The sequence below is a fragment of the Pseudomonas sp. FP2196 genome, from assembly GCF_030687715.1.
GTDB lineage: Bacteria > Pseudomonadota > Gammaproteobacteria > Pseudomonadales > Pseudomonadaceae > Aquipseudomonas.
Map to the genome: position 1 here is coordinate 4,642,863 of NZ_CP117445.1, position 25,717 is coordinate 4,668,579.

A 25,717-nucleotide genomic window follows, 5' to 3' on the forward strand; every position below is an offset into this window, starting at 1 on the left:
CATCTACTAAGATTGATGATAAACACCTTATTAGAAGCAAAACTCAATGAAATTCGATCTCGCCTATTGCCTAGGCCTCGACGACAAGTTGTCGATCTATGACGTTCGCGATCTCAATTTCGATGAGACGGTGGCGTTCGATTCCGCCAAGGAACACTTCCAGTGCCCAAACGATGCCTGTCGTTCAGCGTTCGATGCCTCCAACGAGTTGGGCACGTTCAACGCCAAGAATGTGAATTACGTGCGCACGCCGCACTTCAAGAATCTGCCGACTACCCAGCATGTCGCGGGCTGCCCGTACGTGAGTTTGAAGGCATCTGCATCGGGTGTTGAGACGGCGGACGGTGAGACTGATGACGGTCGTGAGGAGCATTTCCCGTCGGAGCTGTTGCTTACGCGGCGTGAGTATGTCCGCAAGCCTGCCGCGCCTGCGGTGGCGGCGGATGTGTTGCGCGATGATCCGGTGCGGGTGGCGGTGGCCAGTGGTAAAGAGTCAGCGAGTCGTGAATCGGCGCCGGACAAGACCAGTGTGTTTGCGCATCCGGTGGAGTGTTTCGTGTCGAACTTCGCCGACAAGGAGTTGCTCAAGCGGATGCCGTTGAAGGTCGGCGAGCATACGGCGCCTTACAGTTCGTTCTTCAAGAAGATTGAGTATCTGACGGACAACAAGGGACTGATTTACTGGGGGCGGATCAAGAAGATCGAGGACTTCCACAGTGCCAGTTTTCGTATCGATTTCGAGGACAAGGTCTGGTTCAAGAAGCCCGAGGACAGCAAGAAGAAGCCTTATCCAGTCAGTGTTTATCTGAACAAGAAGTTGATCGACAACTACCGCAAGCGCAAGGCGTTTCTGGAGGAGATCAAGCACGCTGCTGATAGCGACAAAGCGTTGTTCTGTTTCTTCTATGGCGTGACGCCGGAGTTGAAGCAGGTGCCGGGCAAGAAGAACCCCGAAAAGCCTTTCGAGGTCTTCAATGCCGATATCGAGAACCTGGATCACTTCATTATTCGTGAGGCGCCGGGTCTGGAGTGATGGTTAGCCCTGGGGCAGTTGCAGTTTGACGGCGCCGGGGTGTTGTTTAACTAGCGAGTACGGCAGGATCGACCAGTCGGGTGAATCGCAGGCGCGCTCTACGCGGGCGAAGTACGCTCCGATGTACAAACCCTTTTCAGTGAAGTGCCAGTTGGAATAGCTCCAGTTGTCTTCACTGGTGAAGTCGCAACTGTCTTCATCACCTTCCGCCGGTTTCTTCATTTCATCCGGGTACAACGCGGTGAGTTGTTTGACCAGCCACGGCTTGAATACTTCGCGCTGGTACTTTGAGCGCGCCGCGTCTTCGGCCTCGGTCAAGGGCTGGTCATCGCCTCTGTAGCGATCAGCGTGAAGGATTGGCTGCCCCTCGCCCACCCACAGCACATCTTCAAGCGACAGCGGGTGACCGGTTTTCACATCGATGTTAAGTGGGGAGTCGCCGAAGTCCGGGTGTGCGCCACCGCAGTCATAGCTGGTGGAAATGTTCAGGCTGATCACACTGGGCGAGATAAACGTCGGGGTGACGTCCTGGAGGAATTCGGCATAGCCGCGACCGCGCAACTGGCAACCGTAGTAACTGATGGCCTCGTCCCACAAGCGCCCGAGCAACTGTTGGTTAACCCGTTGAAGATCTTCTTTGGGCAGTCCGGACTCGATGCTGAACATGGTCATCTTGGTATCAGGCTCTTCCCACCATTGCAGGGTGTAGCCCATGAAGTCCTGCTTTTTACCGGGTTTGAGTTTCAGGCCCTGAAGCCGCAGGTATTCATAAGGCTCGCTCTTGGGCAACTTGGCGATGTACGGCAATGTATTAGCCGGGACTGCGGGAAGTGGCGTATCGGTGACTAGTACGGGCAGTTTTTTGCCTTTCGGGTTTTGCCATTCACCCTTCCAGCCGCCATCAATCTGTTGCAGTTTGAGGGTCGGTAATGGCTTGTCCGGGTCCATTCGATCGCTGCCCTCTGTGAGCACGAGGACGTCATTTTTCAGCGTGCCGTTGAGCTCCAGATCGCGATGAAATTTTTCATAGAAGTAGCGACCGGTGACTTGCTCCGGATCACTGGTATCGACTTCAAATACGATCGGCATTTTGCCCAACGTGCCGGTGAATACCAGTCGATTATCTTCGGCGTGCGCGGTGGATAGCAGTGAGAACAGCACAGCAGCGTATGGCGCTAGGCGCAATAGTCCCTTGAGCATTGATCGATCCTTGAAAGAGGCGGTGGCGGCGCCGAAGTAAGATCGGCGCTGGTAAATTAAGGGGTTGGATTATGGCGGTGTTGCCTGTAGGAATCGAGACACTACTTCATCGCCATCGCCGTCAGAACGATGACCAACAACCCGATATACACCCACGCATGCACCCGATCCGGTATCCGCCCAATCCACGGCGTGGCCAATCGAATCCCCAACAACGACCCCACTGTCAGCAGCACAAACCCCAGCAAATCCACATACCCGATAAACCACGCCCCCAGATTCGTTTCGCTAAACCCGGCCAACGCCATGTACGTCAGCGTCCCGGCCAATGCCACCGGCACACTCAGCGGATTAGCCATGGAGGTGGCCTGGGACATGCTCAGTCCACAGCGGCGCAACAGCGGCACGGTCATGACGCTTCCTCCTACACCAAGGAAGGTGGCGATGGCGCCAATGCCTACACCGCCGGCGGAAGTTTCCGTACTGCCGAGTCGGCGCGGGATGACGTCTGTGGCGTGTGTGAGAAACCCGCGGCGCAGCAGACAGTCGATGATGGTCACGCCGAGGTAGGCGATGAAGGCATAACGGATCACTTCGCCGCTGACCCACACGGCCGCTGTCGCGCCAATGATCGCGCCCACCGCAATGAACCCGCCCAACGGCCATAGGTAATGCCGGATGAGATTACCCGCGCGCCGATGTTTATCCGTGGCAATGAGTGCATTGACGATCATCACGCAGGTCGAGGTGGCGACGGCGATGTGCATGGCCGATTGATTGATGGGGTCGTCGGCGCCGTGGCTGGCGGTGAGCATGCGGTAGAGCAGCGGCACGACGACGAAGCCGCCGCCGAAACCAAAGAGCACGGCGGTGACGCCGGTGAGGCAGCCGAAGAGTGTCAGCAGGAGGTAGAACATGGCGCGTCGTCCGGTGGTGGAAAGCGTTCGACGATAGAGCGGCGCGACTTGGCCTGCTTCAGCACATCAGCCAATAATGTTTGCGTTTACGCCAATCGCTGGGTGCCGCTCGATGCGCAATGTTTCGATCAATCTGCTGGATGACACGCCACGCCCGGTGGTGGCGATCGGTACCGATTATTCCCACGGTCATCTGCTGCCATTTCATACGCACCGACGGGCACAGTTGCTGTACGGCGCGACCGGGGTGATGCAGGTTCGTACTCATGACGGCAACTGGGTGGTGCCACCGCAACGGGCTGTATGGATTCCGCCGGGGGTGGCGCATGAAGTGTTGATGCTGGGGGTGAGCACCCGTAGTTTGTACATCGAGCCGGGAACAGTGGATTTGGGGCCGCACTGCCAGGTGATCCGTGTCTCGCCGTTGATGCGCCACTTGTTGATGGACGCGGTGGAAGCGCCACTGACCTACGACCTCGACGGACGGGACGGCGCGTTGATCGACCTGTTGCTGCATGAACTCGTGCGTAGTGCTCCGCTGCCCTTGCATATTCCACTGCCGTCTGACGGAAAGCTCCTCGCGTTGTGTCAGAACTTTCTGCATCAGCCGAACGCACACCAGTCGCCACAGCACTGGGCCGACCAGTTACACATAAGCTTGCGCACATTCAACAGACTGTTTCGTCAGCAAACCGGATTGAGCTTCAGCCAATGGCGCCAGCAGGCTTGCGTGGTGTTGGCGCTATCGCGGTTGGCGGCGGGTGAAGCGGTGACGCGGATCGCTCTGGATTTCGGTTACGAGAGCCCGGCGGCGTTCTCGACGATGTTCCGGCGCATCCTCGGTCAGGCACCGTCCGTCTGGTTGGAGGCGGCGAATTAGGGCAAATCAAAAAATGCGTTTGATCCCGGCCGAAAACAACTGTACAAAAACACAGTACATTTTCAATCAGCACTCTTGAGCCCGGAGCACACCATGGCCTCTCTTGCGATGAACCACATCCTCGAACGCATTGCCCTTTTCCAGTTCACCCCGACACACTGCGTGCAGGCCCGAGCGATGCTGGGCTGGAGCGTGGAACAGCTGTCACGGGAAGCGGAAGTTTCGGTTGAAGACATTCAGCGCTTTGAAGCGCAGCAGGACGTGGCGGATGCGGCGCGACTGGCGCTGGCGTATCGATTTGAGTCGCGGGGGTTGGTGTTCTTTCCGGGGTTTGCGCCGGGGCGGAGTGCGAGTTTGAACGGGGTGCCTGCGGAATCAGTGGGGCGTGGGGATTATGCGATGGCGGAGTAAGGACAAAACATGAGTGAAATCGAAGAAAGTGCAGGCAACGTCTATCAAGACCTAGATCTTGCGAATGCCGATGAAATGCAGATGAAGTCCAACTGCGTAGCGAAACTGGCTTCACTCATTGAGCACGCTGATATAGGCGAATCTGAGGCGGCAAACAGACTTGGATTACCGCTGAAGAATCTTCAGAGCATCATTCGTGGGCAATTCCGAGATGAACCGAACGACACGATTGCGAGTTATCTAGCGAAGATCTCCGAGGTGACCGGTTCGCCCTCCTAAAAAGGAACGAACCGGATGCAAAACATCAGGCGTTTTGCACAACCCCCTCACTCTCATCTTCAACCGCCATCCACCACGCATTCCCACGCTGCGGCTGAGCGATGTTGAACGCCTCCCCCATCTGCGGCGTGGTGATCGCAACGCTGCGCTCCCAGGCCAAGGCCAGAATGCGATCAAACGGTTCATGCCACGCATGCATCGCCAGATCAAAAGTGCCGTTGTGGATGGGAAACAGCCAGCGGCCCTTGAGGTCGAGGTGGGCTTGCAGGGTTTGTTCGGGTTGCATGTGCACGTGTGGCCATTCGACGTTATAGGCGCCGGTTTCCATCAGGGTCAGGTCGAACGGGCCGTACTGTTCGCCGATGCGTTTGAAACCGTCGAAGTAGCCGCTGTCGCCGCTGAAGAAGATGCGGGTGTCGCCATCGATCATTACCCATGACGCCCACAGGGTGCTGTTGCTGTCGAACAGGCCACGACCGGAGAAGTGTTGTGAAGGCGTGGCGATGAAGCGGATGCCGGCGACTTCGGTGCCTTCCCACCAGTCGAACTGACGGACCTTGTTGGCGTCGATGCCCCATTTGATCAGGGTGTCGCCGACGCCCAGCGGGGTCAGAAACAGATTGGTTTTCACCGCCAGCCGCAGCACGGCTTCGTAATCGAGGTGGTCGTAGTGGTTGTGGGACAGGATCACCGCTTCGATCGGCGGCAACTGGTCGAGGCTGATCGGCGGTTGGTGGAAGCGTTTCGGCCCGGCCCATTGCACCGGCGAGGCACGCTCGGCGAAGACCGGGTCGGTGATCCAGAACTTGTCCTGCATCTTCAACAGCAAGGTCGAGTGACCGAGGCGCCAGACGCTGTGGTCAGGCGCTGCAAGGAGGTCTTTGCGGGTCAGCGGTTGTACCGGGATCGCTGCGGCCGGCCGGGTGTTGCGCGGTTTGTGGAAGATCATGTTCCACATGATGCGAAGCATTTTGCGCACGCCTTCGCGTTGAACGGGCGCATGATTGCGGAACAGCCCTTGATCCTGTCGAGAGGCTTCAGGCGTGGAGGTGTTGTCCGCTGTAGATATTGGATTGGCCATGACTGAATGACTCCTGAAAAACCGCGCAATTCGCGTTTTTCCACGGTGGGACGATAAATGGCCAAGGCACGCACGCATTAGCCGGACTGTCTGTCTTTTAGGTTGCAAGGATTAACGCAACATTACACTCGCCGGTGTAGTTTCTAGGTTGCATCAATCTCGATGACAAGTAAACTGCCAAGTGTAATTTCACCCTCTTCCTGCCGAAGCGTACTTATGACAGCTCCACAGCGCCTCACCGACCGTAAACGCGAAGCCATCATTCAGGCGGCGATTGCCGAGTTCCGTGCCCACGGTTTCGAGATCACCAGCATGGACAAGATCGCGGCCACCGCCGGTGTGTCCAAGCGCACGGTGTACAACCATTTCCCCAGCAAAGAAGAGCTGTTCGCCGAAATTCTCAACCAGTTATGGGCGCGGATCAGCGCCGAGCAGTCGGTTGCGTACAGCCCTGATCAGCCGTTATCGGATCAGTTGCGACAGATGTTGTTGGCCAAACTGCAACTGATGGCCGATGACAACTTCCTCAGCCTGGCGCGCGTGGCGATTGCCGCGACCATCCACTCACCGGAGCGTGCGCAGAACATGGTGGCGCGCATGGGCGAGCGGGAAGAAGGCCTGACCGTCTGGATCCGTGCCGCTCAGGCTGATGGCCGGATAAAAGCGGTGGACGCGGTTTTCGCCGCGCAACAGGTGCAGGGCCTGCTGAAGTCGTTCGGTTTCTGGCCGCAGATTTCCATGGGTCAGCCACCGCTCGACACCGCGACGCAAAACACCGTGGCCGAATCGGCACTGGAAATGTTTCTGGCGCGTTATCAGCTCTGAATCGCCACTCTCCTGCCCGCCCCCTCGATTGAATGCCTCGGAAGCGGTTCCGTTGGAATAAATGACAATGTCCGACGCAAGATCCGTCCGAGAAAAATACGGCAAAGTATTTCAGGATGGATCTGGCGCTGGGCATATGAGCACTTTCGTACAAATTCGAAACAGCAGTTTCTTGTGCAAAACAAATAAGTCTGTATAAGATTCAGCCGTCAGCCTGGATGCTGGCACTTTGCAGCCAATGCCCACATCCATCGGCTTGGCCTGCCCCCGCGGAAACAGGGACAAAACCCCAGTCTTTCCCTACTTCCAGGTACTGCGACATGTTCTTCAATCGCCACAAAGCCGCCCTCGACGACCTTCAACATACCCTCACTCAACAAAGTGGCCTGCTCGATGCCATCAACCGCTCTATGGCGGTGATTGAATTCGATCTCGATGGTGTGGTTTTAAGTGCGAACGACAACTTCCTCAAAACCATGGGTTACCGCGCCGAACAAGCTATCGGTCAGCCCCATCGGTTGTTCTGCACCCCTGAGTTTGGCCGCAGCGCTCGGTACACCGAGTTGTGGACACGCCTGAAAAACGGTGAGTTTCAGTCCGGTACGTTCGAACGCATCAACAGTAAAGGGCAGTCCGTCTGGCTCGAAGCCAGTTACAACCCGATCAAGGATGCCTCCGGACGGGTGGTAAAAGTGGTCAAGTACGCCATGGACGTGACGGCCAAGGTGCAGCAGGAAAGCGAGGTCAACGCCAAGCTGGAAGCCATCGACCGGGCGATGGCGGTGATTGAATTCAACCTCGACGGCAGCGTAATCACCGCCAACCAGAATTTTCTGACGCGCATGGGTTACACACTGGCCGAGCTCAAAGGTAAACATCACCGTTTGTTCTGCACCGCTGAATTGGTCAACAGCAGCGCTTATCAGGATTTCTGGCGACGGCTGAATCAGGGTGAGTTCTTTCAAGGCCAGTTCGAACGCGTCGACAAACGCGGGCAAACCGTTTGGCTGGAGGCCAATTACAACCCGGTTTACGACGCCTCCGGGCGTTTGTGCAAAGTGGTGAAATTCGCCTCTGACGTCACCGCTCGAGTCGAACAACATGAGCAAGACGCGAGCAGTGCCAGCGCCGCCTATCACATCTCGGTCGAGACCCGGAAAGTCGCCGAACAAGGCACTCAGGTCATTCAGCAAGCGGCCAGCGAGATGCGCGAAATTGCTCAGGACATTGCCGAATCCTCGACGCTGATCGCGCAACTGGGTGAGCGCTCCGAGCAGATCACGGCCATCGTCAACACCATCCGCGGGATCGCCGATCAAACCAACTTGCTGGCGCTCAACGCGGCGATCGAAGCCGCCCGCGCCGGTGAGCAGGGTCGTGGTTTTGCCGTGGTGGCCGATGAAGTACGGCAACTGGCAGCACGCACCAGCGGCTCGACAGCGGAGATTTCCAGCATGATCGGCTTGATCCAGACCGAAACCCGCCAGGCGATCAAGAGCATGGACGGCACCCGCGATCGCGCGGCCCAGGGCGTGGAACTGGCGGATCAGGCCGGCACGGTAATCCTGCAGATTCGTGATGGCGCCAGTGAGGCAGTGCAGGCGGTGAGCATGTTTGCCAATGAGCGGGCGCCGAATTGAGGTTTGTGCAGGGTCGATAGACCGCGTCGCGACCTTCGCGGGCAAACCCGCTTCCACAGGGAATGAGTCAACTACACATTTTGTGTACGACCGCTGAACCTGTGGGTGCGGGCTCGCCCGCGAAGAGGCCGGCTGCCACATCGCAGAGCTATAGTGACGGCACGTTCCAAGTCCTGCCGAGCACACCATGAACAACGAAAAAGCCGAAACAGCCGCCGCCCCCATTGATCACCTGCGTTTCCACCGCCCTCACGCCCACCTGAATACGACCTTCGGCAACGACGCCTTCGCCCTGCGCGCGGAAGCCTTTGCGCGATTCTTCGGCACGCCGCTGTTCCTTGGTGCGCAAACCTTGATTGTTGCGGTGTGGATCGGCCTCAACGTATGGGGCGTGACTCAATTCGACGTCTACCCCTTCATTCTGCTGAACCTGGCGTTCAGCCTGCAGGCGGCCTACGCCGCGCCACTGATTCTGCTCGCACAAACCCGTCAGGCCGCGCGCGACAAGGCGCAGGCCGACGCCGATGCGCAGCACCGTGAAGCGCTGGCACAGGCCAATACAGAACGTCAGGCGGAGGCGGCGAAGAACTCCGCGCAATTGCTGGCGTTGCTGGAACAAAACACCCGCCTTACCGAAATGACGAAAAACCTTACGGAGCGCATCGAAGGCCTGACCAGCGAGTTGCACGCGCACCTGTGCCAGAACCCAAAGCGCTGATCAGGGCAATCGCAACGCCCGCCCGAGTTCATCGAACAACGTGACCACCGAGCGCAATGCCCGGCAATCCGGACGGGTCAGCAACCACAGCGCGGTGTCGTAGCCGTGTAACGGTTCGCTCAAGGCCTGCAAACCATCATTGATCAGAAAGTCGGGCAGCGCCGCGACACCGAGGCCGGCGCGCACCAACTCTGTCACCGAAAGCATGCTGTTGCAGCGATAACCCGGGGTCACACCGGGCAGGTGCTGGCGGCGCCAGGCGATGGTCGGGTGATCGGGCAGGAAATCGTCCGGGGCGATCCAGGTCAGTGCGGCCAGATCCGACGCATCCACGCTCTGCAAGTAGCGCGCACTGGCGCAGACGCGGTAGGAAATCTTCGCCAATTGCCGTCCGACCAGATGCTCCGGCGGTGTGCGCGTCAGGCGCAGGGCAATATCAGCATCGCGACGGCTGAGGTTGGCGAAATCGTTGGACGTGCTTAATTCGATGGTCAGCGCCGGATAGTTGGGCATGAACTGCGCCAGCGCCGGCAGCAGCAAGCCCTGCAACACCGAGTCGGTGCAGGTCAGCCGCACCGTGCCGCTGACGACTTCACCGCCCTGCTCCACGCCGATCCGCGCGGCGTCCAATGCCTGCTCGGCGCGTTCGGCCTGCTCCGCGAGTGTTTGCGCAAGCGTCGTCGGCAAGTAACCGGCACGGCTTTTTTCGAACAGTTGCTGACCGAGCGCGGCTTCGAGACGGCGGACGGCGCGGAACACCGTCGACACATCGACCTTCAACAGCTGTGAAGCCCGGGCCAGAGAGCCGCCGCGCACCAGAGCGAGGATCAGCGCCAGATCCGGGTAGTCGAGCCGATAGTGCGTCGGTGCATTGATCACTTGGGGAAACGCCAATATTGAGTGCGTGAGCGCCAATCTATAGTGACCACCACCCTGTGGCGAGGGGATTTATCCCCGATGGGCTGCGAAGCAGGCCTTGTTTGAGGGCCGCTTCGCGCCCCATCGGGGATAAATCCCCTCACCACAAAGATTCATCACTGTTTTCAAATAAAGGAAATTCCATGGACGCCATTTCCATCGCCCTGATCGGCGACTACGACCCGCAAGTCACCGCCCACCAGGCGATCCCTGTTGCGCTCGGCATGATCGCCGAGCAGGCCGGCCGCGACGTGCAATACCAATGGTTACCCACCGATCAAATCCTCGCTGACACTTCGCTGGATCACTTCGATGGCTTCTGGTGCGTGCCGGCCAGCCCCTACAAGAGTGAAACTGGTGCGCTGCGAGCGATCCGTTTTGCCCGCGAGCAGCAGCGCCCCTTCCTCGGCACCTGTGGCGGTTTTCAGCATGCGGTGCTGGAATTCTCCCGCAATGTGTTGGGCTGGGCTGATGCTGAACATGGCGAAACTTCGCCCGAATCGGAAAGAGCCGTGCTCACCCCGCTCACCTGTTCGCTGGTCGAAGCCGTGGACAGCATTCATCTGGTGCCGGGTTCGTTGATTGCCAAAGCGTACGAAACGTCTGAAATTCGTGAAGGCTATCGCTGCCGCTACGGTGTGAGTCCGCAGTTCGAAACCGAGCTTTTGAAAAGTCAGCTACAGGCCGTCGGTCACGACTCGGAGGGCGACTTGCGCGCGATTGAACTCAAGGATCACCGGTTTTTCGTCGCAACGTTGTTTCAACCCGAACGTGCGGCGCTCAAAGGGCAAATGCCGCCGCTGGTGCGAGCGTTTGTCGAAGCTTGTGCGGAGCAACGTTAATGAACTCGAGCGCTGATTGTTACGCGGTGATTTTCACTTCGACCCGCACTGAGGGGGATAACGGCTATACCGAGGCGTCCGAGCGCATGATGGAACTGGTTGTGGAGCAGCCGGGGTTTCTCGGAATTGACTCGATCCGTGGCGGCGACGGGGTGGGCATCACGGTTTCATACTGGGAGAGCGAGGCGGCGATTCTGGCTTGGCGGCAACATCCCGAGCACCGGGTGATTCAGGCGCGTGGGCGGTCGATCTGGTACTCGGCGTTTCAGACGCGGGTTTGCCGGGTGGAGCGGGAGTATCGGTTTGGGCAGTGAGTTTGCGGTGAAGTAAATGGCCTCATCGCTGGCAAGCCAGCTCCCACAGGTACAGCGTGATCCCTGTGGGAGCTGGCTTGCCAGCGAAGGGGCCAGCCGCTTCAACACAAATCTTTCAGCTCCGCACCAGACTGCGCACTGCCACGATCTCCGGCACTTCGCGCTTGCTCATATACACCCGCAACGGCTCGGTGATGTTGATCCGGTCATCGATATGCTGATCCAGCAGCAACTGAATCAACTCGCGCTTCAACGTCATGGTCGTATCCGAAACCTGTGCCCAGACAAATTCACTGGTGGGAATGATGCCGTCATCCGCCACGTCCATGCCGAAGGAATCTTCGCTGAAACGCACGATGTAATGACCCGTTTTGCGGTTGAGGCCGACAAAGCCCTTGAGGTCGTCGGCGGCCTGACAGATGAGTTGGGAGGTGATGCGCATGGTAAACCTCACGAAATGTTGATCGATGGTTTACACGCAGGGCAACGCAGCGGCGCGTCCTCTGCCGGGACGACTGCCGCGGGCAAGCGTACTGCAAACAGCGCCACAAAAGTGCAGGAAAAATCGCTTTTAATACGTTTATGTCGGTCTCGCGATAGCACCCGATCGATTCAGTTGTTAAAAGGTACGTCTTTGAAAATGCCCTGCGAAAGGAATTCGAACATGCCCGCCACTTTCACCAAAAGCGCCCTCATGCTGAGCCTGTTGCTCGGTTTCGGTCAGACGCATGCCGCCAGCCAGACAACTCCCGACGCCGTGGCTGCGACGCATGGCATCCCGCACCCGGCGGTAATCGCCCACCGTGGCGCGTCCTTTGATGCCCCGGAATCCACTGCTGCGGCCTACAAACTGGCCCGCGATCTGGGCGCCGATTACCTGGAAATGGACCTGCAACGCAGCAAGGACGGCGTGCTGTTCGCACTGCACGATGACAATCTGCAACGCACCACCGACGTCGCCAGCAAATTCCCTGAGCGCAAGGACAGCCCGGCCACTGCCTTCACCATGGCCGAACTGAAAACCCTCGACGCTGGCAGTTGGTACAACAAGGCCTACCCGGATCGCGCGCGCCCGTCCTACGCGGGCCTGAAAATTCTGACGCTGGATGAAATCATCGACATCGCCCAGGCCAACCCGCAGCACAAGCCAGGCCTGTACATCGAGACCAAGGAGCCGCAACTGTTTCCGGGGATCGAGAAAGACCTGAAAGACAAACTGCAGGATCGCGGCTGGCTGAGCCCGGCCGGTTCCAAACTGGCGAAGAGTGCGCTGGGCGTCGGTCAGGGCAAAGGCAAGGTGATTCTGCAAACCTTCGAGAAAAACAGCCTCGAACTGCTGCAAAAGGAAATGCCGCAAGTGCCGAAGATTCTGCTGTTGTGGGTCGGCGAAGGCAGCATCGAGCCGAAATCCAAAGTGACGTTTGCCGAGTCGGGCGAGAAGGACAAGAACGCTTTCTACGGCAAGCAGGAGCCGAAGTCCGACGCTGAGTTCAAACAGTGGGTCGATTACGCCAAGGCTCAAGGCGCCATCGGCACCGGCCCTTCGGCGAAGCTGACCAAGGGCGGCGATCAGAGCTATTCGGATCTGGTGCAGCCGTGGATGAACCAGTACACCCACGATCAAGGCCTGTTGGTGCACGTCTACACCGTCGACGAGCCGGTGGACTTCGAGAAAGTCATGACCGCGGGTGTAGACGGCATCTTCACCAACCGCGCCAGCGAGCTGTTGAAGTTCTATAAACGCCCGGCGACGGCCAGTGTTGATCAGGTGTTGAAGAACAACGGGTTCTGATCTGTCACCGAGTTGTCTGCATCGCGAGCAGGGTCGCTCCCACAAGAGCCTCCTGCGGGCGATGCGGGGTTTTAAGGGTGAGTTAAGTTGCGCTGGTTAACCTGAACCCACTTAAACGACTCACCCAAGGAACGAACCGATGAAAACTTTGACTGCCCTGTTTACCGCCGCTGCCCTGACGCTGACTGCTGGCCTGGCCCAGGCTGATGTTCGCGTCGATCAGATCCCTGAATTGGTCAAGTCCGGCAAGATCAAGTCGCTGGAATCGATGAACGCCGAAGCCCTGAAGCTGCACCCGGGTGCGACCATCACCGACACCGACCTGGATAACCACTTCAACGGTTATGAGTACGAAGTTGAACTGAAAACCGCTGATGGCAAAGAGTTCGATGTGGACTTTGATGCCACGACCGGCAAGGTGCTGAGCAACAAGCAAGACACTTGATACACCGCACCACCAAAGCCGCACGATCGAAAGATCGTGCGGCTTTTTTGTGCCCGACATAAATCCCTGTCGGAGCTGTCGAGTGAAACGAGGCTGCGATCTTTTGATCTTCAAAAACAAAATCAAAAGATCGCAGCGTGCCGCAGCTCCTACAGGATCGCGTGAACGACGCTAAAGCCTGCTCCCCCCACAAGGGAAGAGCGGTGATGCTTAGGCCGAGGTGCTGACCAGCGAACCGGATGTGCTGCTGTCGGAATCCTGCAAGGCCTGCAACAGCGAGGCTGTGGCGGTGGACAGGGAGGCCGAGGTGGCCGTGACCTGCGCTTGCGCAGCGGCGACTTCGGCAGCCTTGGCATCCGAACTTTCCTGCTTCGCCTGGGCCGCTTGCAGCGCTTGTTGCTCTTCCTGCAATTGCTTCTGCAGTTCGGCAATCTGCTTGCGCAGTTCTTTCACCGAATCCGATTCCTCGCTGCTGCTGGAACTGCTGTCGCCCGCCGGAGCCGTGCCGCCTGCAGCGACTTTGCCGGTGTCAGCGGTCGTGCCGGTGCTGGTCGTCGCAGTGGTCGCGGTGTTGTCGCCAACATCGCTGGTCGACATTTTGCTGGCCGACGTGGTGAGGGGCTGATTGATCGATACAGAGGTGATGCTGACCATGGGAATGCTCCAATGCCGGTTATAGATACCCGGTCATCGACCATGGCCGCATTGAATTGAGATCGACTGTGTACCGACTCGGTATCCGAATCGGTACACAGTCAACGGCTCAGGCGCTCAGGCGCGAGGTGACTTCGTTCAGTTGCCCCGACAACCCATGTAGGTTCTGGCTGGCGCTTTCGGTGCGCTGCACGCTGTCGAGGTTGGTGCTGGCGATGGAGGTGATCTCGGTCAGGTTGCGTGAGATGTCCTCGGCTACCGAAGTCTGCTCTTCGGCGGCGGTGGCGATCTGGCGGTTCATGTCGCGAATCGCTTCCACCGCATGAGTGATGCGCTCCAGCATTGCACCGGCCTGGGTGACCTGCTCGACGCTTTCATCGCTACGGCTCTGGCCGCTGTCGATGGCTTGCGCGGCGTCCACCGCGCCGGTCTGCACGCTCTGGATGATCTGGTTGATCTCGATGATCGACTCCGCCGTACGCTGCGCCAGGTTGCGCACTTCGTCGGCGACCACAGCAAAACCACGCCCGGCCTCACCGGCCCGCGCCGCTTCAATGGCGGCGTTCAACGCCAGCAGGTTGGTCTGCTCGGCAATGCCGCGAATCACTTCCAGCACCTTGCCGATACGGCCGCTGTCGGCTTCCAGACGACGGATCACCGTGGCGGTGTTGGCGATTTCACCGCGCATCTGCGTGATGGTGTGGATGGTGCTCTGCATGACCTTTTCACCCTGCTGGGCGGACTGGTCGGCATCGTCGGCAGCGCGCGCCGCATCGGCGGCGTGACGCGCCACTTCCTGGGCGGTGGCAGACATTTCGTTCATTGCCGTGGCCACCTGGTCGGTGCGGTTGAACTGCTCGTTGGTGCCGCCGGCCATGGTCGTGGCGATGGCGTTCAACTCGCCGCTGGCGCTGTCCAGGTCACTGGCACTGCGCTGCAAACGGGTGAAGGTTTCAGCGAGGAAATCGCGCAGTGTATTGGCGGCGGCAGCGAGGTTGCCCAACTCATCCTGACGGTCACTGGACACGCGCTCGGCCAATTTGCCTCGGCTCAACTGGGTCACGTAATCAATCAGTTTGCGGATCGGCTCGACCAGATTGCGATTGACCAGCCACAGGCTGAGCAGACCAATCAGCAAACTTGAAGCCAGCATCACCAGGGTGCCGAGCAATACGGTGCGATCGGCCTCGGCACTGATCAGCGCCGACTGCTCAGTGCCCTGTTTGCGCAACTCGGTCACCAGTTCGCTCATCTGCTCGCTGGTCGCGCGGTCGACGCCTTTGACCGCGAGGTCACCCGCCGCAGGATCGGCGCCGGCCGCCACGTAGGCATCGCGGCCCTTTTGGTAGGCAGCGCCCAACTGACGGTGCTCATCGCGCAAACGATCGATACGGTTTTTCAGACTTGGCTCGATACCTTTCTGGCTGGCCAGTTCACCGAGAATGTTCTGCACATCGCGCTGACGGTCTTCAAACTGGCCCCAGTACTTGGCCAGGTCTGCCGGTTGCTTGCCGCGCAGCAGAACGTTTTTCCATTCCTGCACCTGCACCTTGAATTGCAGGTTGGCTTCGTCGATCAGTTGCGAAGTGTGCAAGGGGCCTGCGATCAACTGGCTGTAGCTTTGCACGCCGTTGGACAGGAAATGGAAACAGGCCAGCGCGATCAACAGCATCGCCAGCAGGCTGCCGCTCAGCAGGGCCAGGATTTGCGCTCTCAGGGATTTTTGCAGCATCGCAGGTACTCAAGACAGGGATGAGGCACGCCCGAAACGAGCGTGAAATAGTGCCGGACTTCCCTGTCAGCGAACCTTGGCCCGTGGCCAATGGCGCGCAACCTAATGCACCCGTGATCGGCGTGCGAGTGCGCTTCTTGAGCACTTTCCGACAGCCGGTAAATCATTGATTTGACGCCGTTTTACCGTCACGTAAACGTCATGTGCGGTTGCGATGATGCGGCTCAGGTGAATCTGTGAATTCCCTGTCTCACGCCCTTCTCGCAGCGAGCCTCCATGAACCACAGCCTCGATATCAGCCACCGCGATCCTGACCTGTTTGGCTTGCTCTACGGCTTTCGCTTTCTACCCGGTGAACGTGGTCGCGAGGTCGATTCGGCGACGGCCCTGCGTTGTTTGCAGGACGACAGCGACAGCGGTGAATTCCTCTGGCTGCACCTGAACCTGGCGCACGCGGCGTGCGAGCGCTGGATGAAAAGTCATCTGCAATTGCCTGAAGAATTTTTCGAGGCGTTGCATGAAGGCTCGCGCTCGACGCGCATCGAGCATGTCGACTCGGCACTGCTGGCGGTGGTCAACGACGTGGTGTTCAACCTCAGCAGCATGGTCTCCTCGGATGTGTCGACGCTGTGGGTCTGTGTGCGCAGCAAACTGATCGTCAGCGCGCGCCTGCAACCGCTGCACTCGGTGGATAAATTGCGCTCGTCGGTGAAGGCCGGCGAGCGCTTTCGCTCGCCTTCGGAATTGCTCGTACACCTGCTGCGCGATCAGGGCGAAGTGCTGACGCAGATCGTGCGCAAGACCAGCCTCAGCGTCGATCAGGTCGAGGACGAATTGCTCTCCTCGCGGCTGTCGACCAACCGCGCCGAACTCGGCGCTCACCGGCGGGTGCTGGTACGTCTGCAACGGCTGTTGGCGCTAGAGCCGGGCTCGTTGCTGCGCCTGCTCAATCGCCCGCCGCCGTGGTTGCAGAAGGAGGACGTCAAGGAGTTGCGCAAATCCACCGAGGAGTTCGCGCTGATCATCAACGACCTCACCGCCCTCGGCGAGCGGATCAAACTACTTCAGGAAGAGATCGCCGCCAACCTCAACGAACAGAGTAACCGCACCCTGTTCACCCTGACCGTGGTGACGGTGCTGGCGCTGCCGATCAACATCATTGCCGGTTTCTTCGGGATGAATGTGGGCGGGGTACCGTTGTCGCAGGACCCGGAGGGGTTCTGGATACTGGTGGCGCTGGTCGCGACGTTTACGGTGATCGCCGGGCGCTGGGCGTTTCGCAAACGCGGGGATTATTAACCCCCAAATTACTGTGTCCCACCACAGATCCCTTGCAGGAGTGAGCCTGCTCGCGATAGCGGTGTGTCAGACACACCTGTTTTGAATGTGCCAACGTCATCGCGAGCAGGCTCACTCCTACAGGGGTTGTTCATTTCCCTTCGGATCTATGGTCAGACTAAACCGCCAAACACTGACCTGAAGCAGTCTCTCTGTAACATTTTGCAACGATCATGGGCGACATTCCTTCCCTCGCTCAGGATTGTCCGCTCATGGCTACTCCCTCCCTGACCGCCCGCCAAACGTCCGCCCCCAGCGGCAGGCCCGCCCTCGACAAGAAAACCGGCCCGTTCACCTACGTGATCTTTTTTGCGGTGCTGGCCATGGGAATGCTGTTCACGGCTTATAGCCTGATGCACGACATGCACGAACTCGGCACCGTGGTCACCACGTGGACGCCGTTCCTGCTGCTCGGCGTGGCACTGCTGATTGCACTGGGTTTTGAGTTCGTCAACGGTTTTCACGACACCGCCAACGCCGTGGCCACCGTGATCTACACCCACTCGCTGCCGCCGAATGTCGCAGTGGTCTGGTCGGGGTTCTTCAATTTCCTCGGTGTGCTGCTCTCCAGTGGCGCGGTGGCGTTCGGCATCATCGCGTTGCTGCCGGTGGAGCTGATTCTGCAAGTCGGTTCGTCCGCCGGTTTCGCGATGATCTTCGCACTGCTGATTGCGGCGATCCTGTGGAACCTCGGCACCTGGTGGCTGGGCTTGCCGGCCTCGTCGTCGCACACGTTGATCGGCTCGATCATCGGCGTCGGCGTGGCCAATGCCTTGATGCACGGGCGTGACGGCACCAGTGGCGTGGACTGGGCACAGGCAACCAAGATTGGCTATGCATTGCTGCTGTCGCCGCTGGTGGGTTTCGGTTTTGCGGCGTTGTTGCTGCTGGCGTTGCGCGCGTTCGTGAAGAACCGTTCGCTGTACAAGGCGCCTGAAGGCAACACCCCGCCACCGTGGTGGATTCGCGGTTTGCTGATCCTGACCTGCACCGGCGTATCGTTCGCCCACGGCTCCAACGATGGGCAGAAAGGCATGGGCCTGATCATGCTGATTCTGGTCGGCACCTTGCCGATGGCCTATGCGTTGAACCGCACCATGCCGGAAGAACAAACACTGCAGTTCGCCGCCGTGGCGCAAGTCACCCAGCAGGCGCTGGTCAAAAGTTCACCGCTGCCGGCGCCGGCCGATCCGCGCCCGATCCTCTCGGATTACATGCGCAGCAAGGAAGCCACGCCGCAATTGGTCCCCGCCCTCGCCGCTCTCACCGGGCACATCGGTGAAGAAGTCAAAGGCTACGGCTCGCTGGCGAAAGTCCCGGCCGAAGCCATGGGCAACGTGCGTAATGACATGTACCTGGCTAGCGAAACCATTCGCCTGATGGACAAGAACAAGGTCGGTAACTTCGACGCCGACACCAGCGGCAAGCTGCAACTGTTCAAGCAACAGATCGACAACGCCACGCGGTTCATTCCGCTGTGGGTAAAGATCGCCGTGGCCATCGCACTGGGACTGGGCACCATGGTCGGCTGGAAGCGCATTGTGGTGACGGTCGGCGAGAAGATCGGCAAGACCCACCTGACTTACGCCCAAGGCGCGTCGGCGGAAACCGTAGCGATGCTGACCATTGGCGCGGCCGACATGTTTGGTTTGCCGGTGTCGACGACGCACGTGTTGTCTTCGGGCGTGGCCGGGACCATGGTTGCCAATGGCGGCGGTTTGCAGATGAAGACCATCCGCAATCTGTTGATGGCATGGGTGCTGACATTGCCGGCGGCGATTTTGTTGTCGGGCAGCCTGTACTGGTTGTTCACCCAGATCTTCTAACCTCCACGATCCCTTGTAGGAGTGAGCCTGCTCGCGATAGCGTTCTGTCAGCCGATGCAAATGTAGACTGATGAACCGCTATCGCGAGCAGGCTCACTCCTACATTCTGATTTGTGTAGCGGTTTAGAGAGTCGAACGAATCACCTCCCCCAACCAATCCATAAACGCCCGCACCCGCAACGGCAAATGCCGCTGCCGCGCATACAACAGCGAAACGGCCATTGCCGGCGCGTTGTATTGCGGCAGCACCGCCACCAACTCGCCGGTTTGCAGATGCGAGCGCAGGCCGGTATTGGGCACCTGCACCATCCCGAAACCGCCCAGACACGCCGACTCGTAAGCATCGGTGCTGTTGACCGTGACACTGCCGGCCATTGGTACGCGCCGTATCTGCCCCTCCTCCTCATAGACAAACCCTTCCGAACGCGAACCGAGCACGCCGACGTAATGCACCAGTCGATGCTGCGCCAGATCTGCCAGCGTCTGCGGCACCCCATAGCGCTCAAGATACGCAGGGCTGGCGCAGTTGATCATCGGCAAGTCACACAGATGCCGCGCCACCACTGATTGATCCGGCTGCGCGCCGACGCGCAGCACGCAATCAAAACCTTCGCTGAGCAGATCGACGCGGCGGTCGGTGCTGCTGATTTCCAGCTCCAGGTTCGGGTGGCGATCCATGAACTGCGGCAGCCGTGGCATCACCACGCGCCGGGCGAGAATGTTCGGCATGTCGATGCGAATTCGCCCGGTCAGCGACGCTTCGTCCTGGCGGAACAAGCCTTCGATCTCGTCCATGTGCGACAGCAGATCCTTGCTGCGCTCATACAAAACCAGGCCGTCCTGCGTCGCTTGCACCTTGCGTGTGGTGCGTTGCAGCAGGCGCGTGCCGAGCAGGGCTTCCAGCGCTTGCACATGCTCGGACACGGTCGAACGTGGCAAGCCGAGGTTTTCTCCGGCGAGGGTGAAGCTCGATAACTCGCTGACCCGGACGAAGGTGCGCAGCAGTTCCAGTTTGTTCATGGGCCACCTGTTTATTGTTCGGATTAACCGATCAGTGATTCCGATTTCAGTCTATTTATCACCTGACGGCGGATAAATAAACTTTGATCCATCACCACTCACCGCAACCGAGGAAGCCCCATGAACCGTAAAATCGCATTGATCACCGGCGCCAGTCGTGGCCTGGGCAAAAACGCCGCCCTGCACCTCGCTGCTCTTGGCATCGACATCATCGGCACCTACAACAGCCGCGCCGATGAAGCTCAGGCGCTGGTTGCCGAAATTGAAGCGCTCGGCGGTAAAGCCGTGATGCTGCAACTGGATGTCGGCCGCAGCGAAGGTTTCGCTGATTTCGCCGCGCGGATCGAGCAGGCGTTGCAGCACTTTGATCGGCAGCGATTTGATTTCCTGATCAACAATGCCGGGGTCGGTTTGCATGTCAGTTTCGCCGAAACGACCGTGGCGCAATTCGACATGCTGATGAACGTGCATTTCAAAGGACCGTTCTTCCTGACTCAGCAACTGCTGCCACTGATTAACGATGGCGGGCGGATCATCAACATCTCCAGCGGCCTTGCTCGTTTCAGTATCCCGGGCGCCAGTGCTTATGCGGCGATGAAAGGCGCGATTGAAGTACTGACCCGCTATCAGGCCAAAGAGTTGGGCTCACGGCAGATCACCGTAAATACGCTGGCGCCGGGTGCGATTGAAACCGACTTTGGCGGCGGCACCGTGCGCGACAACCCGGCGGTGAATGCGATGGTCGCCGAAAACACCGCGCTGGGCCGTGCCGGTCAGCCGGATGATATTGGCGGGGCGCTGGCGTTGCTGCTGTCGCCGGGTGCGCAGTGGATCAATGGGCAGCGGGTTGAGGCGTCGGGCGGGATGTTTCTCTAAGCCTCACTAAAACTTTTGTGGAAATAGCCATTGGGGCGAGGGGATTTATCCCCGATGGACTGCGCAGCAGGCCCATTTTCTGGGGCTGCTTCGCAACCCATCGGGGATAAATCCCCTCGCCACAGGTTTTATATTTGCCACAGTTTTTGGTTAACCCTCACAGACACGACGGGTCAGGAAGCGCTCGCGCACCACGTCATAGCCCCAGTGATAGACGTAGGTGTACGGCAGGAAGAACAGCAACACGCCGATGTCGAGCAACAACGCCTGCCACAGGCTGACCGACAGCCACCACGCAATCAGCGGCACGCCCATCACGATCAAACCACCCTCGAACAGCAACGCATGCACCACCCGCACCCAAGCGTTGTGGGCGACGTTCATGCGCGCCAGCATGCGGTCGAAGAAACGGTTGAACACCACGTTCCAGCCCAGCGCCAGCATCGCGATCAGTACCGTCACCGCGCCCATGTCGAGCAGCGGTTTTTGCAGGATCCACGCCAGCAATGGTGTGCAAATCAGGATCGCGAGCAGTTCGAAACCGATGGCCTGGAAAATACGTTCTGTAAGGGATTTGTTGGCAGTCATGGCCTGACTCCTTGAGTGACGATGGTTGCCATGATCCACCCAGACACCGATACTTCATAACCAATAACCATCGATCAAGGCGATAGTTCATGGCTTCGCAAGAAGTGCTGTTGGCGTTTGTCCAGGCGGCGACGCAGGGTTCGTTTTCGGCGGCGGCGCGCAAACTCGGGCGCAGTCAGTCGACCATCAGCGCGGCGGTGGCGAGTCTGGAGATTGATCTGGATCTGATCCTGTTTGATCGCAGCAGCCGCAAGCCGACTCTCACTCCTGCCGGCCACGTGATGCTGCAACGGGCCGAGGCGATTCTGACGGCTAACAGTCGACTGGAAATGACTGCGCGGCAATTGTCCCAAGGCGTCGAGCCGAAACTGACCGTGGCGATTTCCGATACCTACCAATCAGCGCGTTTCGAAGCGGCGCTGGTGGGGTTCGAGCAGCGTTATCCGGATCTGGAACTGGAATGCCTGATCGCCGAGTGCGATGACTTGATCGAACTGGTGCAGCGCGGGCGGGCGCATCTGGCGTTTGCCGAGATGCAGGACACTTACCCGCCGGATCTGGTGACCTCGACCGTCGACGAGCGCACCGATATTGCGCTGTTCGTCAGTCGCGAACATCCGCTCACAACGCTGGAACACATCGATCAAGCCATCCTCGAACAACATCGCGAACTGCGTCTGGCAACGATCATCAATCCCTACGACAGTCGCGCCAAGGGGCGCGTGTGGTCGGCACCGAGTTATCTGATGTTGATGGAAATGGCCGAGATGGGCTTCGGCTGGGCGCCACTGCCGCGCTGGCTGGTGGGACGTTTCGGCAATGGCACGCTAGTGGAACTGAACGTGCGCGGCTGGCCGAAACCGGTGTTTGTCGATGCCTTGTGGTCGCGGCTATACCCGCCAGGGCCGGCGGGGAGCTGGTTGCTGAGCAAGATGCTGGAATAGATCAAAAGATCGCAGCCTTCGGCAGCTCCTACAGAGGAAATGCACTGCCAATGTAGGAGCTGCCGAAGGCTGCGATCTTTTGATCTTCCTGAAAGTATTCATGCAACCCACGCATCGCCGGCAACTCCAGCGCCTGCGCCGCATAACACAACCCGACCCGCCGGGTTGGTGCCGGCAAGTGCAGCGCGCGCACCACCACCCGCCCATGCCCATCGACCAGCGACTGCGGCAACATCGCCACCCCGACACCCGCCGCGACCATATGCAGCGCCTGCTGCAACGACCCGGCATGCCCCGCCACCGCATCTGGCGAACGCCCGTATAACGCCATCAAACGCTGGTGCGACGGATGTTGCGGGCAAGTGATCCAGTCTTCAATCGGCGCCCAACCGGCCTGCGCCGCCGCCATTGGATGATCCAGCGGCAATGCCATCACGTACGGTTCTTCCCACAGCGGCAGGAACAACTCGTCCTCGCAGCACATTTCCTCAACCGCCAAACGACCCTCACCGCTGCAACCCTCCTCCAGCGTCAGCAGCAGATTCGGCAATGCCAGATGGGCCATGCGCACGAACGCTTCGATATGGCTGGCGGCGATGTCGCCCTCGATACCCAGAGTCAGTGGCACGCGATTTTCGCCACCGCGAAACATCCGGCTCAGGGCCTCCGCTTCCGCCACCATGCGCCGCGCCTGCGGATACAGCAGCCGCGCTTCATCACTGACTTCAACCCCGCGCGGCTGACGCACAAACAGCGTCGCGCCGAGTTCTTCTTCAAGCTGTTTGATTGTCACCGACAGCGTCGGCTGGCTGATGAACAGTCGCTGAGCGGCGGCGGTGATGTTGCGTTCCTCGAACACCGCGAGAAAAGCTTTTAGATGGCGGATATCCATAGGCTATTCCGATGACAGACAGAGAAATAAGGCATTTTTCAGCCTTGAAGCGGCTAAATATACTGCGCCCATTAGATAGTCATTTGAAATTCTTATTTCAGGAGTACATCCATGAGCAAGCCATTGATCATCATCACCGGCGCCAGTTCGGGTATCGGCGAAGCCACCGCCCGCCGTTTGAGTGCCGCCGGCCATCCGCTGTTGCTGCTGGCGCGACGCGTTGAACGTCTTGAAGCATTGGAACTGCCGAACGCCCTCAGCCGTAAAATCGACATCACTGATCGCGCTGCTTTACTCGCTGCGGTGGCAGAAGCCGAAGCCAAGTTCGGCCCGGCCGACGCGCTGATCAACAATGCCGGCGTGATGTTGCTGGGCGCGATGAGCGAGCAGGATCCGGCGCAGTGGGATCAGATGCTCGACATCAACGTGAAAGGTTTGCTCAACGGCATACACGCCGTGGTGGCCGGGATGATTGAGCGTAAACACGGGACGATCATCAATGTCAGCTCGGTGGCCGGACGCAAGACATTCCCTAGTCATGTGGCGTATGTCGGCACCAAGTTTGCCGTGCATGGCTTGTCGGAAAACCTGCGCGAAGAATTGGCGCCGCACAATGTGCGCGTGACGACGATTGCACCGGGGGCGGTGGAAACTGAGTTGCTGAGCCACACCACGGATGAGGCGATCAAGACCGGGTATCAGGCCTGGAAGCAGGAGATGGGCGGGACGGTGTTGAGTGCCGAGGATGTGGCGACGGCGATTGCTTATGCGTATGAGCAGCCGCAGGGGGTTTGTATTCGCGAGATCGTCATGGCCGCCACCCGCCAGCAGGCCTGATGTTTTGATTTGGCTTTACTGGCCCCTTCGCGGGCAAGCCCGCTCCCACAGGGTTCTGTGTTGAACACTGGATTTGTGTACGACACGGACACTGTGGGAGCAACTGTCTTACCCCGCCATCCGTCACCGCCATTCGGATCAGTCCAACGCTTGCAACCGCGCCTCGATAAACCGCCGCTCCGGCTCTTGTCGAGTCAACTCCAGCGCCCGCAAATAAGCCATCCGCGCCTCTTCCACGCGGCCCAACTGACGACAAAATTCCGCCCGCGCCGAATGTGCCAGGTGGTAGTCCTGCAACTCCCCTCGCCCCAGAACCCCCTCGATCAGCGTCAACCCGGCCAACGCCCCGTCCCGCTTGGCCACCGCCACTGCCCGATTCAACTCGATTACTGGCGAGGGCATTGCCCGCAACAGCACATCGTATAGCCCAACGATTTGCTCCCAATCGGTGTTCTCTGCGGTCGGCGCTTCGGCATGCACCGCCGCAATCGCCGCTTGCAGACAATATGGCCCGAATCGCCGCGTGGTCAGCGCCCTCTCCACTAGCGCACAGCCTTCAGCAATCAAACAGGCATCCCACTGCGAACGATCCTGATCATCCAGCAGCACCAACTCGCCCTCCGCCGAAGTCCGCGCCGGCCGTCGCGACTCGTGCAGCAGCATCAGCGCCAGCAGCCCCATCACTTCAGGTTCCGGCAGCAATTCCATCAACAACCGCCCGAGCCGAATCGCTTCACGGGTCAGATCTTCCCGAGTCAGTTCAGCGCCCATCGACGCCGAATAACCTTCGTTGAACACCAGATAAATCACCCGCAACACACTGTCGAGACGCTCGGGCAGTTCACTCAGGCTCGGCACTTGATAGGGGATTTTTGCATCACGGATTTTCGCTTTGGCGCGCACGATGCGTTGGGCAATCGCCGCCGGGGCCGAGAGAAACGCGCGGGCGATTTCCTCGGTGGTGAGGTCGCAGACTTCACGCAAGGTCAGCGGCACTTGTGCATCGGCCGCCAGCGCCGGGTGACAGCAGGTGAAGATCAGCCGCAGACGATCGTCTTCCACGTCTTCATCACTCCAGTCGGTCTGCTCCAGCGCCTCCAGTTGCGCCAACAACAGCGGCTGCGAGGCCTTGAACCGCGCACGCCGACGCAACACATCGATGGCTTTGAAGCGTCCGGTGGACACCAGCCAGGTGCGCGGATTGTCCGGTACGCCGTCGCGCTCCCAGCGCTCGACCGCGACGAAGAACGCCTCGTGCAAGGCTTCTTCGGCGAGGTCGAAATCACCGAGCAGGCGAATCAGCGTCGCCAGGATCCGCCGCGAGTCTTCGCGATAGACCTGCTCGACCCGCGCCCTGACTTCAGACATTCAACTGGCGCACGGGGCGCACTTCAACGCTGCCAACCCGGGCCGCCGGGATGTTGCCGGCGACCTGGATCGCCTCATTGAGATCCTTGGCATCGATCAGGTAGAAGCCGGCCAGTTGCTCCTTGGTTTCGGCGAACGGGCCATCGGTGATCGACAGCTTGCCGTTGCGCATACGCACGGTGGTGGCGGTCTGTACCGACTCCAGCGCTTCGGCGGCGACCATGCGTCCGCTGCCCTGAATCGACTCGGCGTAGGCCCAGCATTCAGCGTCTTCGGGGCTGTCGGGCGACGAATGCAGCAAGCGCTCATCGCTGTAGACCAGGCATAGATATTTCATGGCGTTCTCC

General features: G+C 59.3%; 27 protein-coding genes and 2 pseudogenes. 17 read left to right on the forward strand and 12 right to left on the reverse strand.

Annotated features, from left to right (window positions below):
• Positions 1-46: 46 nt before the first annotated feature.
• Positions 47-1,033, forward strand: a complete 987-nt coding sequence (locus PSH79_RS20770) for a hypothetical protein (RefSeq protein WP_305439333.1) — start codon at positions 47-49, stop codon at positions 1,031-1,033.
• A 3-nt stretch (positions 1,034-1,036) separates the two neighbouring features.
• Here the strand turns inward: PSH79_RS20770 and PSH79_RS20775 are convergent, their stop codons facing one another.
• The gene (locus PSH79_RS20775) at positions 1,037-2,233 is read right to left on the reverse strand and encodes a hypothetical protein (RefSeq protein ID WP_305439335.1); all 1,197 of its coding nucleotides are present in this window, start codon (positions 2,231-2,233) and stop codon (positions 1,037-1,039) included.
• Between the two features lie 101 nt (positions 2,234-2,334).
• Positions 2,335-3,150 carry a sulfite exporter TauE/SafE family protein gene (locus PSH79_RS20780; protein ID WP_305439336.1) on the reverse strand — a complete coding sequence of 272 codons (816 nt, stop codon included), beginning with the start codon at positions 3,148-3,150 and terminating at the stop codon, positions 2,335-2,337.
• 112 nt (positions 3,151-3,262) lie between these two features.
• On the opposite strand from PSH79_RS20780, the gene PSH79_RS20785 reads away from it, so the two are divergent.
• The 3 genes from PSH79_RS20785 (at position 3,263) to PSH79_RS20795 (ending at position 4,720) form a co-directional block, all read left to right on the forward strand.
• On the forward strand, positions 3,263-4,030 hold the full coding sequence (locus PSH79_RS20785) for a helix-turn-helix domain-containing protein (RefSeq protein ID WP_305439337.1): 768 nt from the start codon (positions 3,263-3,265) through the stop codon (positions 4,028-4,030).
• 93 nt (positions 4,031-4,123) lie between these two features.
• On the forward strand, positions 4,124-4,441 hold the full coding sequence (locus PSH79_RS20790) for an XRE family transcriptional regulator (protein WP_305439338.1): 318 nt from the start codon (positions 4,124-4,126) through the stop codon (positions 4,439-4,441).
• 9 nt (positions 4,442-4,450) lie between these two features.
• Positions 4,451-4,720, forward strand: coding sequence for an XRE family transcriptional regulator (locus PSH79_RS20795; protein ID WP_305439339.1), 270 nt, complete (start codon positions 4,451-4,453; stop codon positions 4,718-4,720).
• 25 nt (positions 4,721-4,745) lie between these two features.
• Here the strand turns inward: PSH79_RS20795 and PSH79_RS20800 are convergent, their stop codons facing one another.
• Positions 4,746-5,801, reverse strand: a complete 1,056-nt coding sequence (locus PSH79_RS20800; RefSeq protein WP_305439341.1) for an MBL fold metallo-hydrolase — start codon at positions 5,799-5,801, stop codon at positions 4,746-4,748.
• Between the two features lie 216 nt (positions 5,802-6,017).
• On the opposite strand from PSH79_RS20800, the gene PSH79_RS20805 reads away from it, so the two are divergent.
• The 4 genes and pseudogenes from PSH79_RS20805 to PSH79_RS20815 all read left to right on the forward strand — a co-directional run bounded on the left by PSH79_RS20805 (position 6,018) and on the right by PSH79_RS20815 (position 8,984).
• Entirely contained in the window at positions 6,018-6,626 is a 609-nt protein-coding gene (locus PSH79_RS20805) for a TetR/AcrR family transcriptional regulator (RefSeq protein WP_305439342.1), read from the forward strand.
• A 410-nt stretch (positions 6,627-7,036) separates the two neighbouring features.
• Positions 7,037-7,672, forward strand: a pseudogene (locus PSH79_RS28235) (PAS domain-containing protein); the annotation flags it as partial.
• 156 nt (positions 7,673-7,828) lie between these two features.
• Positions 7,829-8,266, forward strand: a pseudogene (locus PSH79_RS28240) (methyl-accepting chemotaxis protein); the annotation flags it as partial.
• Positions 8,267-8,453: 187 nt separating this feature from the next.
• Positions 8,454-8,984 carry a DUF1003 domain-containing protein gene (locus PSH79_RS20815; RefSeq protein WP_305439344.1) on the forward strand — a complete coding sequence of 177 codons (531 nt, stop codon included), beginning with the start codon at positions 8,454-8,456 and terminating at the stop codon, positions 8,982-8,984.
• Here the strand turns inward: PSH79_RS20815 and PSH79_RS20820 are convergent, their stop codons facing one another.
• Positions 8,985-9,863, reverse strand: coding sequence for a LysR family transcriptional regulator (locus tag PSH79_RS20820; protein ID WP_305444037.1), 879 nt, complete (start codon positions 9,861-9,863; stop codon positions 8,985-8,987).
• Positions 9,864-10,045: 182 nt separating this feature from the next.
• On the opposite strand from PSH79_RS20820, the gene PSH79_RS20825 reads away from it, so the two are divergent.
• Positions 10,046-10,744, forward strand: a complete 699-nt coding sequence (locus PSH79_RS20825) for a CTP synthase (protein WP_305439345.1) — start codon at positions 10,046-10,048, stop codon at positions 10,742-10,744.
• Complete coding sequence (locus PSH79_RS20830; protein WP_305439346.1) at positions 10,744-11,058, forward strand: antibiotic biosynthesis monooxygenase; 315 nt, start codon at positions 10,744-10,746, stop codon at positions 11,056-11,058. The genes PSH79_RS20825 and PSH79_RS20830 overlap by 1 nt, the downstream gene beginning before the upstream one ends.
• A 115-nt stretch (positions 11,059-11,173) precedes the next feature.
• Here the strand turns inward: PSH79_RS20830 and PSH79_RS20835 are convergent, their stop codons facing one another.
• Complete coding sequence (locus PSH79_RS20835; RefSeq protein WP_305439347.1) at positions 11,174-11,500, reverse strand: DUF2025 family protein; 327 nt, start codon at positions 11,498-11,500, stop codon at positions 11,174-11,176.
• A 222-nt stretch (positions 11,501-11,722) separates the two neighbouring features.
• Between PSH79_RS20835 and PSH79_RS20840 the strand changes: the two genes are divergently transcribed.
• Both PSH79_RS20840 and PSH79_RS20845 read left to right on the forward strand, forming a co-directional pair.
• Complete coding sequence (locus PSH79_RS20840; protein WP_305439349.1) at positions 11,723-12,850, forward strand: glycerophosphodiester phosphodiesterase; 1,128 nt, start codon at positions 11,723-11,725, stop codon at positions 12,848-12,850.
• Between the two features lie 139 nt (positions 12,851-12,989).
• On the forward strand, positions 12,990-13,295 hold the full coding sequence (locus PSH79_RS20845) for a PepSY domain-containing protein (RefSeq protein WP_007917758.1): 306 nt from the start codon (positions 12,990-12,992) through the stop codon (positions 13,293-13,295).
• A 210-nt stretch (positions 13,296-13,505) separates the two neighbouring features.
• On the opposite strand, the gene PSH79_RS20850 is transcribed toward PSH79_RS20845, so the two are convergent.
• Both PSH79_RS20850 and PSH79_RS20855 read right to left on the reverse strand, forming a co-directional pair.
• Complete coding sequence (locus PSH79_RS20850) at positions 13,506-13,949, reverse strand: hypothetical protein (RefSeq protein ID WP_305439351.1); 444 nt, start codon at positions 13,947-13,949, stop codon at positions 13,506-13,508.
• Between the two features lie 109 nt (positions 13,950-14,058).
• Positions 14,059-15,681, reverse strand: a complete 1,623-nt coding sequence (locus PSH79_RS20855; RefSeq protein ID WP_305439352.1) for a methyl-accepting chemotaxis protein — start codon at positions 15,679-15,681, stop codon at positions 14,059-14,061.
• 276 nt (positions 15,682-15,957) lie between these two features.
• Between PSH79_RS20855 and PSH79_RS20860 the strand changes: the two genes are divergently transcribed.
• Together PSH79_RS20860 and PSH79_RS20865 are read left to right on the forward strand one after the other, a co-directional pair.
• On the forward strand, positions 15,958-16,980 hold the full coding sequence (locus PSH79_RS20860; protein WP_305439353.1) for a transporter: 1,023 nt from the start codon (positions 15,958-15,960) through the stop codon (positions 16,978-16,980).
• Between the two features lie 251 nt (positions 16,981-17,231).
• Positions 17,232-18,845 carry an inorganic phosphate transporter gene (locus PSH79_RS20865; protein ID WP_305439355.1) on the forward strand — a complete coding sequence of 538 codons (1,614 nt, stop codon included), beginning with the start codon at positions 17,232-17,234 and terminating at the stop codon, positions 18,843-18,845.
• A gap of 123 nt (positions 18,846-18,968) precedes the next feature.
• Here PSH79_RS20865 and PSH79_RS20870 read toward each other — a convergent pair whose 3' ends face one another.
• Positions 18,969-19,865 carry a LysR family transcriptional regulator gene (locus PSH79_RS20870; protein WP_305439356.1) on the reverse strand — a complete coding sequence of 299 codons (897 nt, stop codon included), beginning with the start codon at positions 19,863-19,865 and terminating at the stop codon, positions 18,969-18,971.
• Positions 19,866-19,985: 120 nt separating this feature from the next.
• Between PSH79_RS20870 and PSH79_RS20875 the strand changes: the two genes are divergently transcribed.
• Positions 19,986-20,741 (forward strand): SDR family NAD(P)-dependent oxidoreductase, encoded by a 756-nt coding sequence (locus PSH79_RS20875; protein ID WP_305439357.1) that lies wholly within the window; start codon positions 19,986-19,988, stop codon positions 20,739-20,741.
• A gap of 150 nt (positions 20,742-20,891) precedes the next feature.
• Here PSH79_RS20875 and PSH79_RS20880 read toward each other — a convergent pair whose 3' ends face one another.
• Entirely contained in the window at positions 20,892-21,329 is a 438-nt protein-coding gene (locus PSH79_RS20880; protein ID WP_305439359.1) for a multidrug/biocide efflux PACE transporter, read from the reverse strand.
• Positions 21,330-21,418: 89 nt separating this feature from the next.
• On the opposite strand from PSH79_RS20880, the gene PSH79_RS20885 reads away from it, so the two are divergent.
• Positions 21,419-22,273 (forward strand): LysR family transcriptional regulator, encoded by an 855-nt coding sequence (locus tag PSH79_RS20885; protein ID WP_305439361.1) that lies wholly within the window; start codon positions 21,419-21,421, stop codon positions 22,271-22,273.
• A 28-nt stretch (positions 22,274-22,301) separates the two neighbouring features.
• On the opposite strand, the gene PSH79_RS20890 is transcribed toward PSH79_RS20885, so the two are convergent.
• Positions 22,302-23,165, reverse strand: a complete 864-nt coding sequence (locus PSH79_RS20890; protein WP_305439363.1) for a LysR family transcriptional regulator — start codon at positions 23,163-23,165, stop codon at positions 22,302-22,304.
• Between the two features lie 111 nt (positions 23,166-23,276).
• On the opposite strand from PSH79_RS20890, the gene PSH79_RS20895 reads away from it, so the two are divergent.
• On the forward strand, positions 23,277-24,002 hold the full coding sequence (locus PSH79_RS20895) for an SDR family oxidoreductase (protein WP_305439364.1): 726 nt from the start codon (positions 23,277-23,279) through the stop codon (positions 24,000-24,002).
• Positions 24,003-24,140: 138 nt separating this feature from the next.
• Here the strand turns inward: PSH79_RS20895 and PSH79_RS20900 are convergent, their stop codons facing one another.
• Positions 24,141-25,370, reverse strand: coding sequence for an RNA polymerase sigma factor (locus PSH79_RS20900; protein ID WP_305439365.1), 1,230 nt, complete (start codon positions 25,368-25,370; stop codon positions 24,141-24,143).
• A complete protein-coding gene (locus tag PSH79_RS20905; RefSeq protein WP_008081988.1) occupies positions 25,363-25,707 on the reverse strand; it encodes a YciI family protein in 345 nt (114 codons plus the stop codon). Before PSH79_RS20905 ends, PSH79_RS20900 begins: the two co-directional genes overlap by 8 nt.
• Positions 25,708-25,717: the final 10 nt, after the last annotated feature.

What these genes read in the sequence shown, in the direction of transcription:
- PSH79_RS20770 (WP_305439333.1), top strand. Translation starts at nt 47, where the DNA reads ATGAAATTCGATCTCGCCTATTGCCTAGGCCTCGACGACAAGTTGTCG.
- PSH79_RS20775 (WP_305439335.1), bottom strand. Translation starts at nt 2,233, where the DNA reads ATGCTCAAGGGACTATTGCGCCTAGCGCCATACGCTGCTGTGCTGTTC.
- PSH79_RS20780 (WP_305439336.1), bottom strand. Translation starts at nt 3,150, where the DNA reads ATGTTCTACCTCCTGCTGACACTCTTCGGCTGCCTCACCGGCGTCACC.
- PSH79_RS20785 (WP_305439337.1), top strand. Translation starts at nt 3,263, where the DNA reads ATGCGCAATGTTTCGATCAATCTGCTGGATGACACGCCACGCCCGGTG.
- PSH79_RS20790 (WP_305439338.1), top strand. Translation starts at nt 4,124, where the DNA reads ATGGCCTCTCTTGCGATGAACCACATCCTCGAACGCATTGCCCTTTTC.
- PSH79_RS20795 (WP_305439339.1), top strand. Translation starts at nt 4,451, where the DNA reads ATGAGTGAAATCGAAGAAAGTGCAGGCAACGTCTATCAAGACCTAGAT.
- PSH79_RS20800 (WP_305439341.1), bottom strand. Translation starts at nt 5,801, where the DNA reads ATGGCCAATCCAATATCTACAGCGGACAACACCTCCACGCCTGAAGCC.
- PSH79_RS20805 (WP_305439342.1), top strand. Translation starts at nt 6,018, where the DNA reads ATGACAGCTCCACAGCGCCTCACCGACCGTAAACGCGAAGCCATCATT.
- PSH79_RS20815 (WP_305439344.1), top strand. Translation starts at nt 8,454, where the DNA reads ATGAACAACGAAAAAGCCGAAACAGCCGCCGCCCCCATTGATCACCTG.
- PSH79_RS20825 (WP_305439345.1), top strand. Translation starts at nt 10,046, where the DNA reads ATGGACGCCATTTCCATCGCCCTGATCGGCGACTACGACCCGCAAGTC.
- PSH79_RS20830 (WP_305439346.1), top strand. Translation starts at nt 10,744, where the DNA reads ATGAACTCGAGCGCTGATTGTTACGCGGTGATTTTCACTTCGACCCGC.
- PSH79_RS20835 (WP_305439347.1), bottom strand. Translation starts at nt 11,500, where the DNA reads ATGCGCATCACCTCCCAACTCATCTGTCAGGCCGCCGACGACCTCAAG.
- PSH79_RS20840 (WP_305439349.1), top strand. Translation starts at nt 11,723, where the DNA reads ATGCCCGCCACTTTCACCAAAAGCGCCCTCATGCTGAGCCTGTTGCTC.
- PSH79_RS20845 (WP_007917758.1), top strand. Translation starts at nt 12,990, where the DNA reads ATGAAAACTTTGACTGCCCTGTTTACCGCCGCTGCCCTGACGCTGACT.
- PSH79_RS20850 (WP_305439351.1), bottom strand. Translation starts at nt 13,949, where the DNA reads ATGGTCAGCATCACCTCTGTATCGATCAATCAGCCCCTCACCACGTCG.
- PSH79_RS20855 (WP_305439352.1), bottom strand. Translation starts at nt 15,681, where the DNA reads ATGCTGCAAAAATCCCTGAGAGCGCAAATCCTGGCCCTGCTGAGCGGC.
- PSH79_RS20860 (WP_305439353.1), top strand. Translation starts at nt 15,958, where the DNA reads ATGAACCACAGCCTCGATATCAGCCACCGCGATCCTGACCTGTTTGGC.
- PSH79_RS20865 (WP_305439355.1), top strand. Translation starts at nt 17,232, where the DNA reads ATGGCTACTCCCTCCCTGACCGCCCGCCAAACGTCCGCCCCCAGCGGC.
- PSH79_RS20870 (WP_305439356.1), bottom strand. Translation starts at nt 19,865, where the DNA reads ATGAACAAACTGGAACTGCTGCGCACCTTCGTCCGGGTCAGCGAGTTA.
- PSH79_RS20875 (WP_305439357.1), top strand. Translation starts at nt 19,986, where the DNA reads ATGAACCGTAAAATCGCATTGATCACCGGCGCCAGTCGTGGCCTGGGC.
- PSH79_RS20880 (WP_305439359.1), bottom strand. Translation starts at nt 21,329, where the DNA reads ATGACTGCCAACAAATCCCTTACAGAACGTATTTTCCAGGCCATCGGT.
- PSH79_RS20885 (WP_305439361.1), top strand. Translation starts at nt 21,419, where the DNA reads ATGGCTTCGCAAGAAGTGCTGTTGGCGTTTGTCCAGGCGGCGACGCAG.
- PSH79_RS20890 (WP_305439363.1), bottom strand. Translation starts at nt 23,165, where the DNA reads ATGGATATCCGCCATCTAAAAGCTTTTCTCGCGGTGTTCGAGGAACGC.
- PSH79_RS20895 (WP_305439364.1), top strand. Translation starts at nt 23,277, where the DNA reads ATGAGCAAGCCATTGATCATCATCACCGGCGCCAGTTCGGGTATCGGC.
- PSH79_RS20900 (WP_305439365.1), bottom strand. Translation starts at nt 25,370, where the DNA reads ATGTCTGAAGTCAGGGCGCGGGTCGAGCAGGTCTATCGCGAAGACTCG.
- PSH79_RS20905 (WP_008081988.1), bottom strand. Translation starts at nt 25,707, where the DNA reads ATGAAATATCTATGCCTGGTCTACAGCGATGAGCGCTTGCTGCATTCG.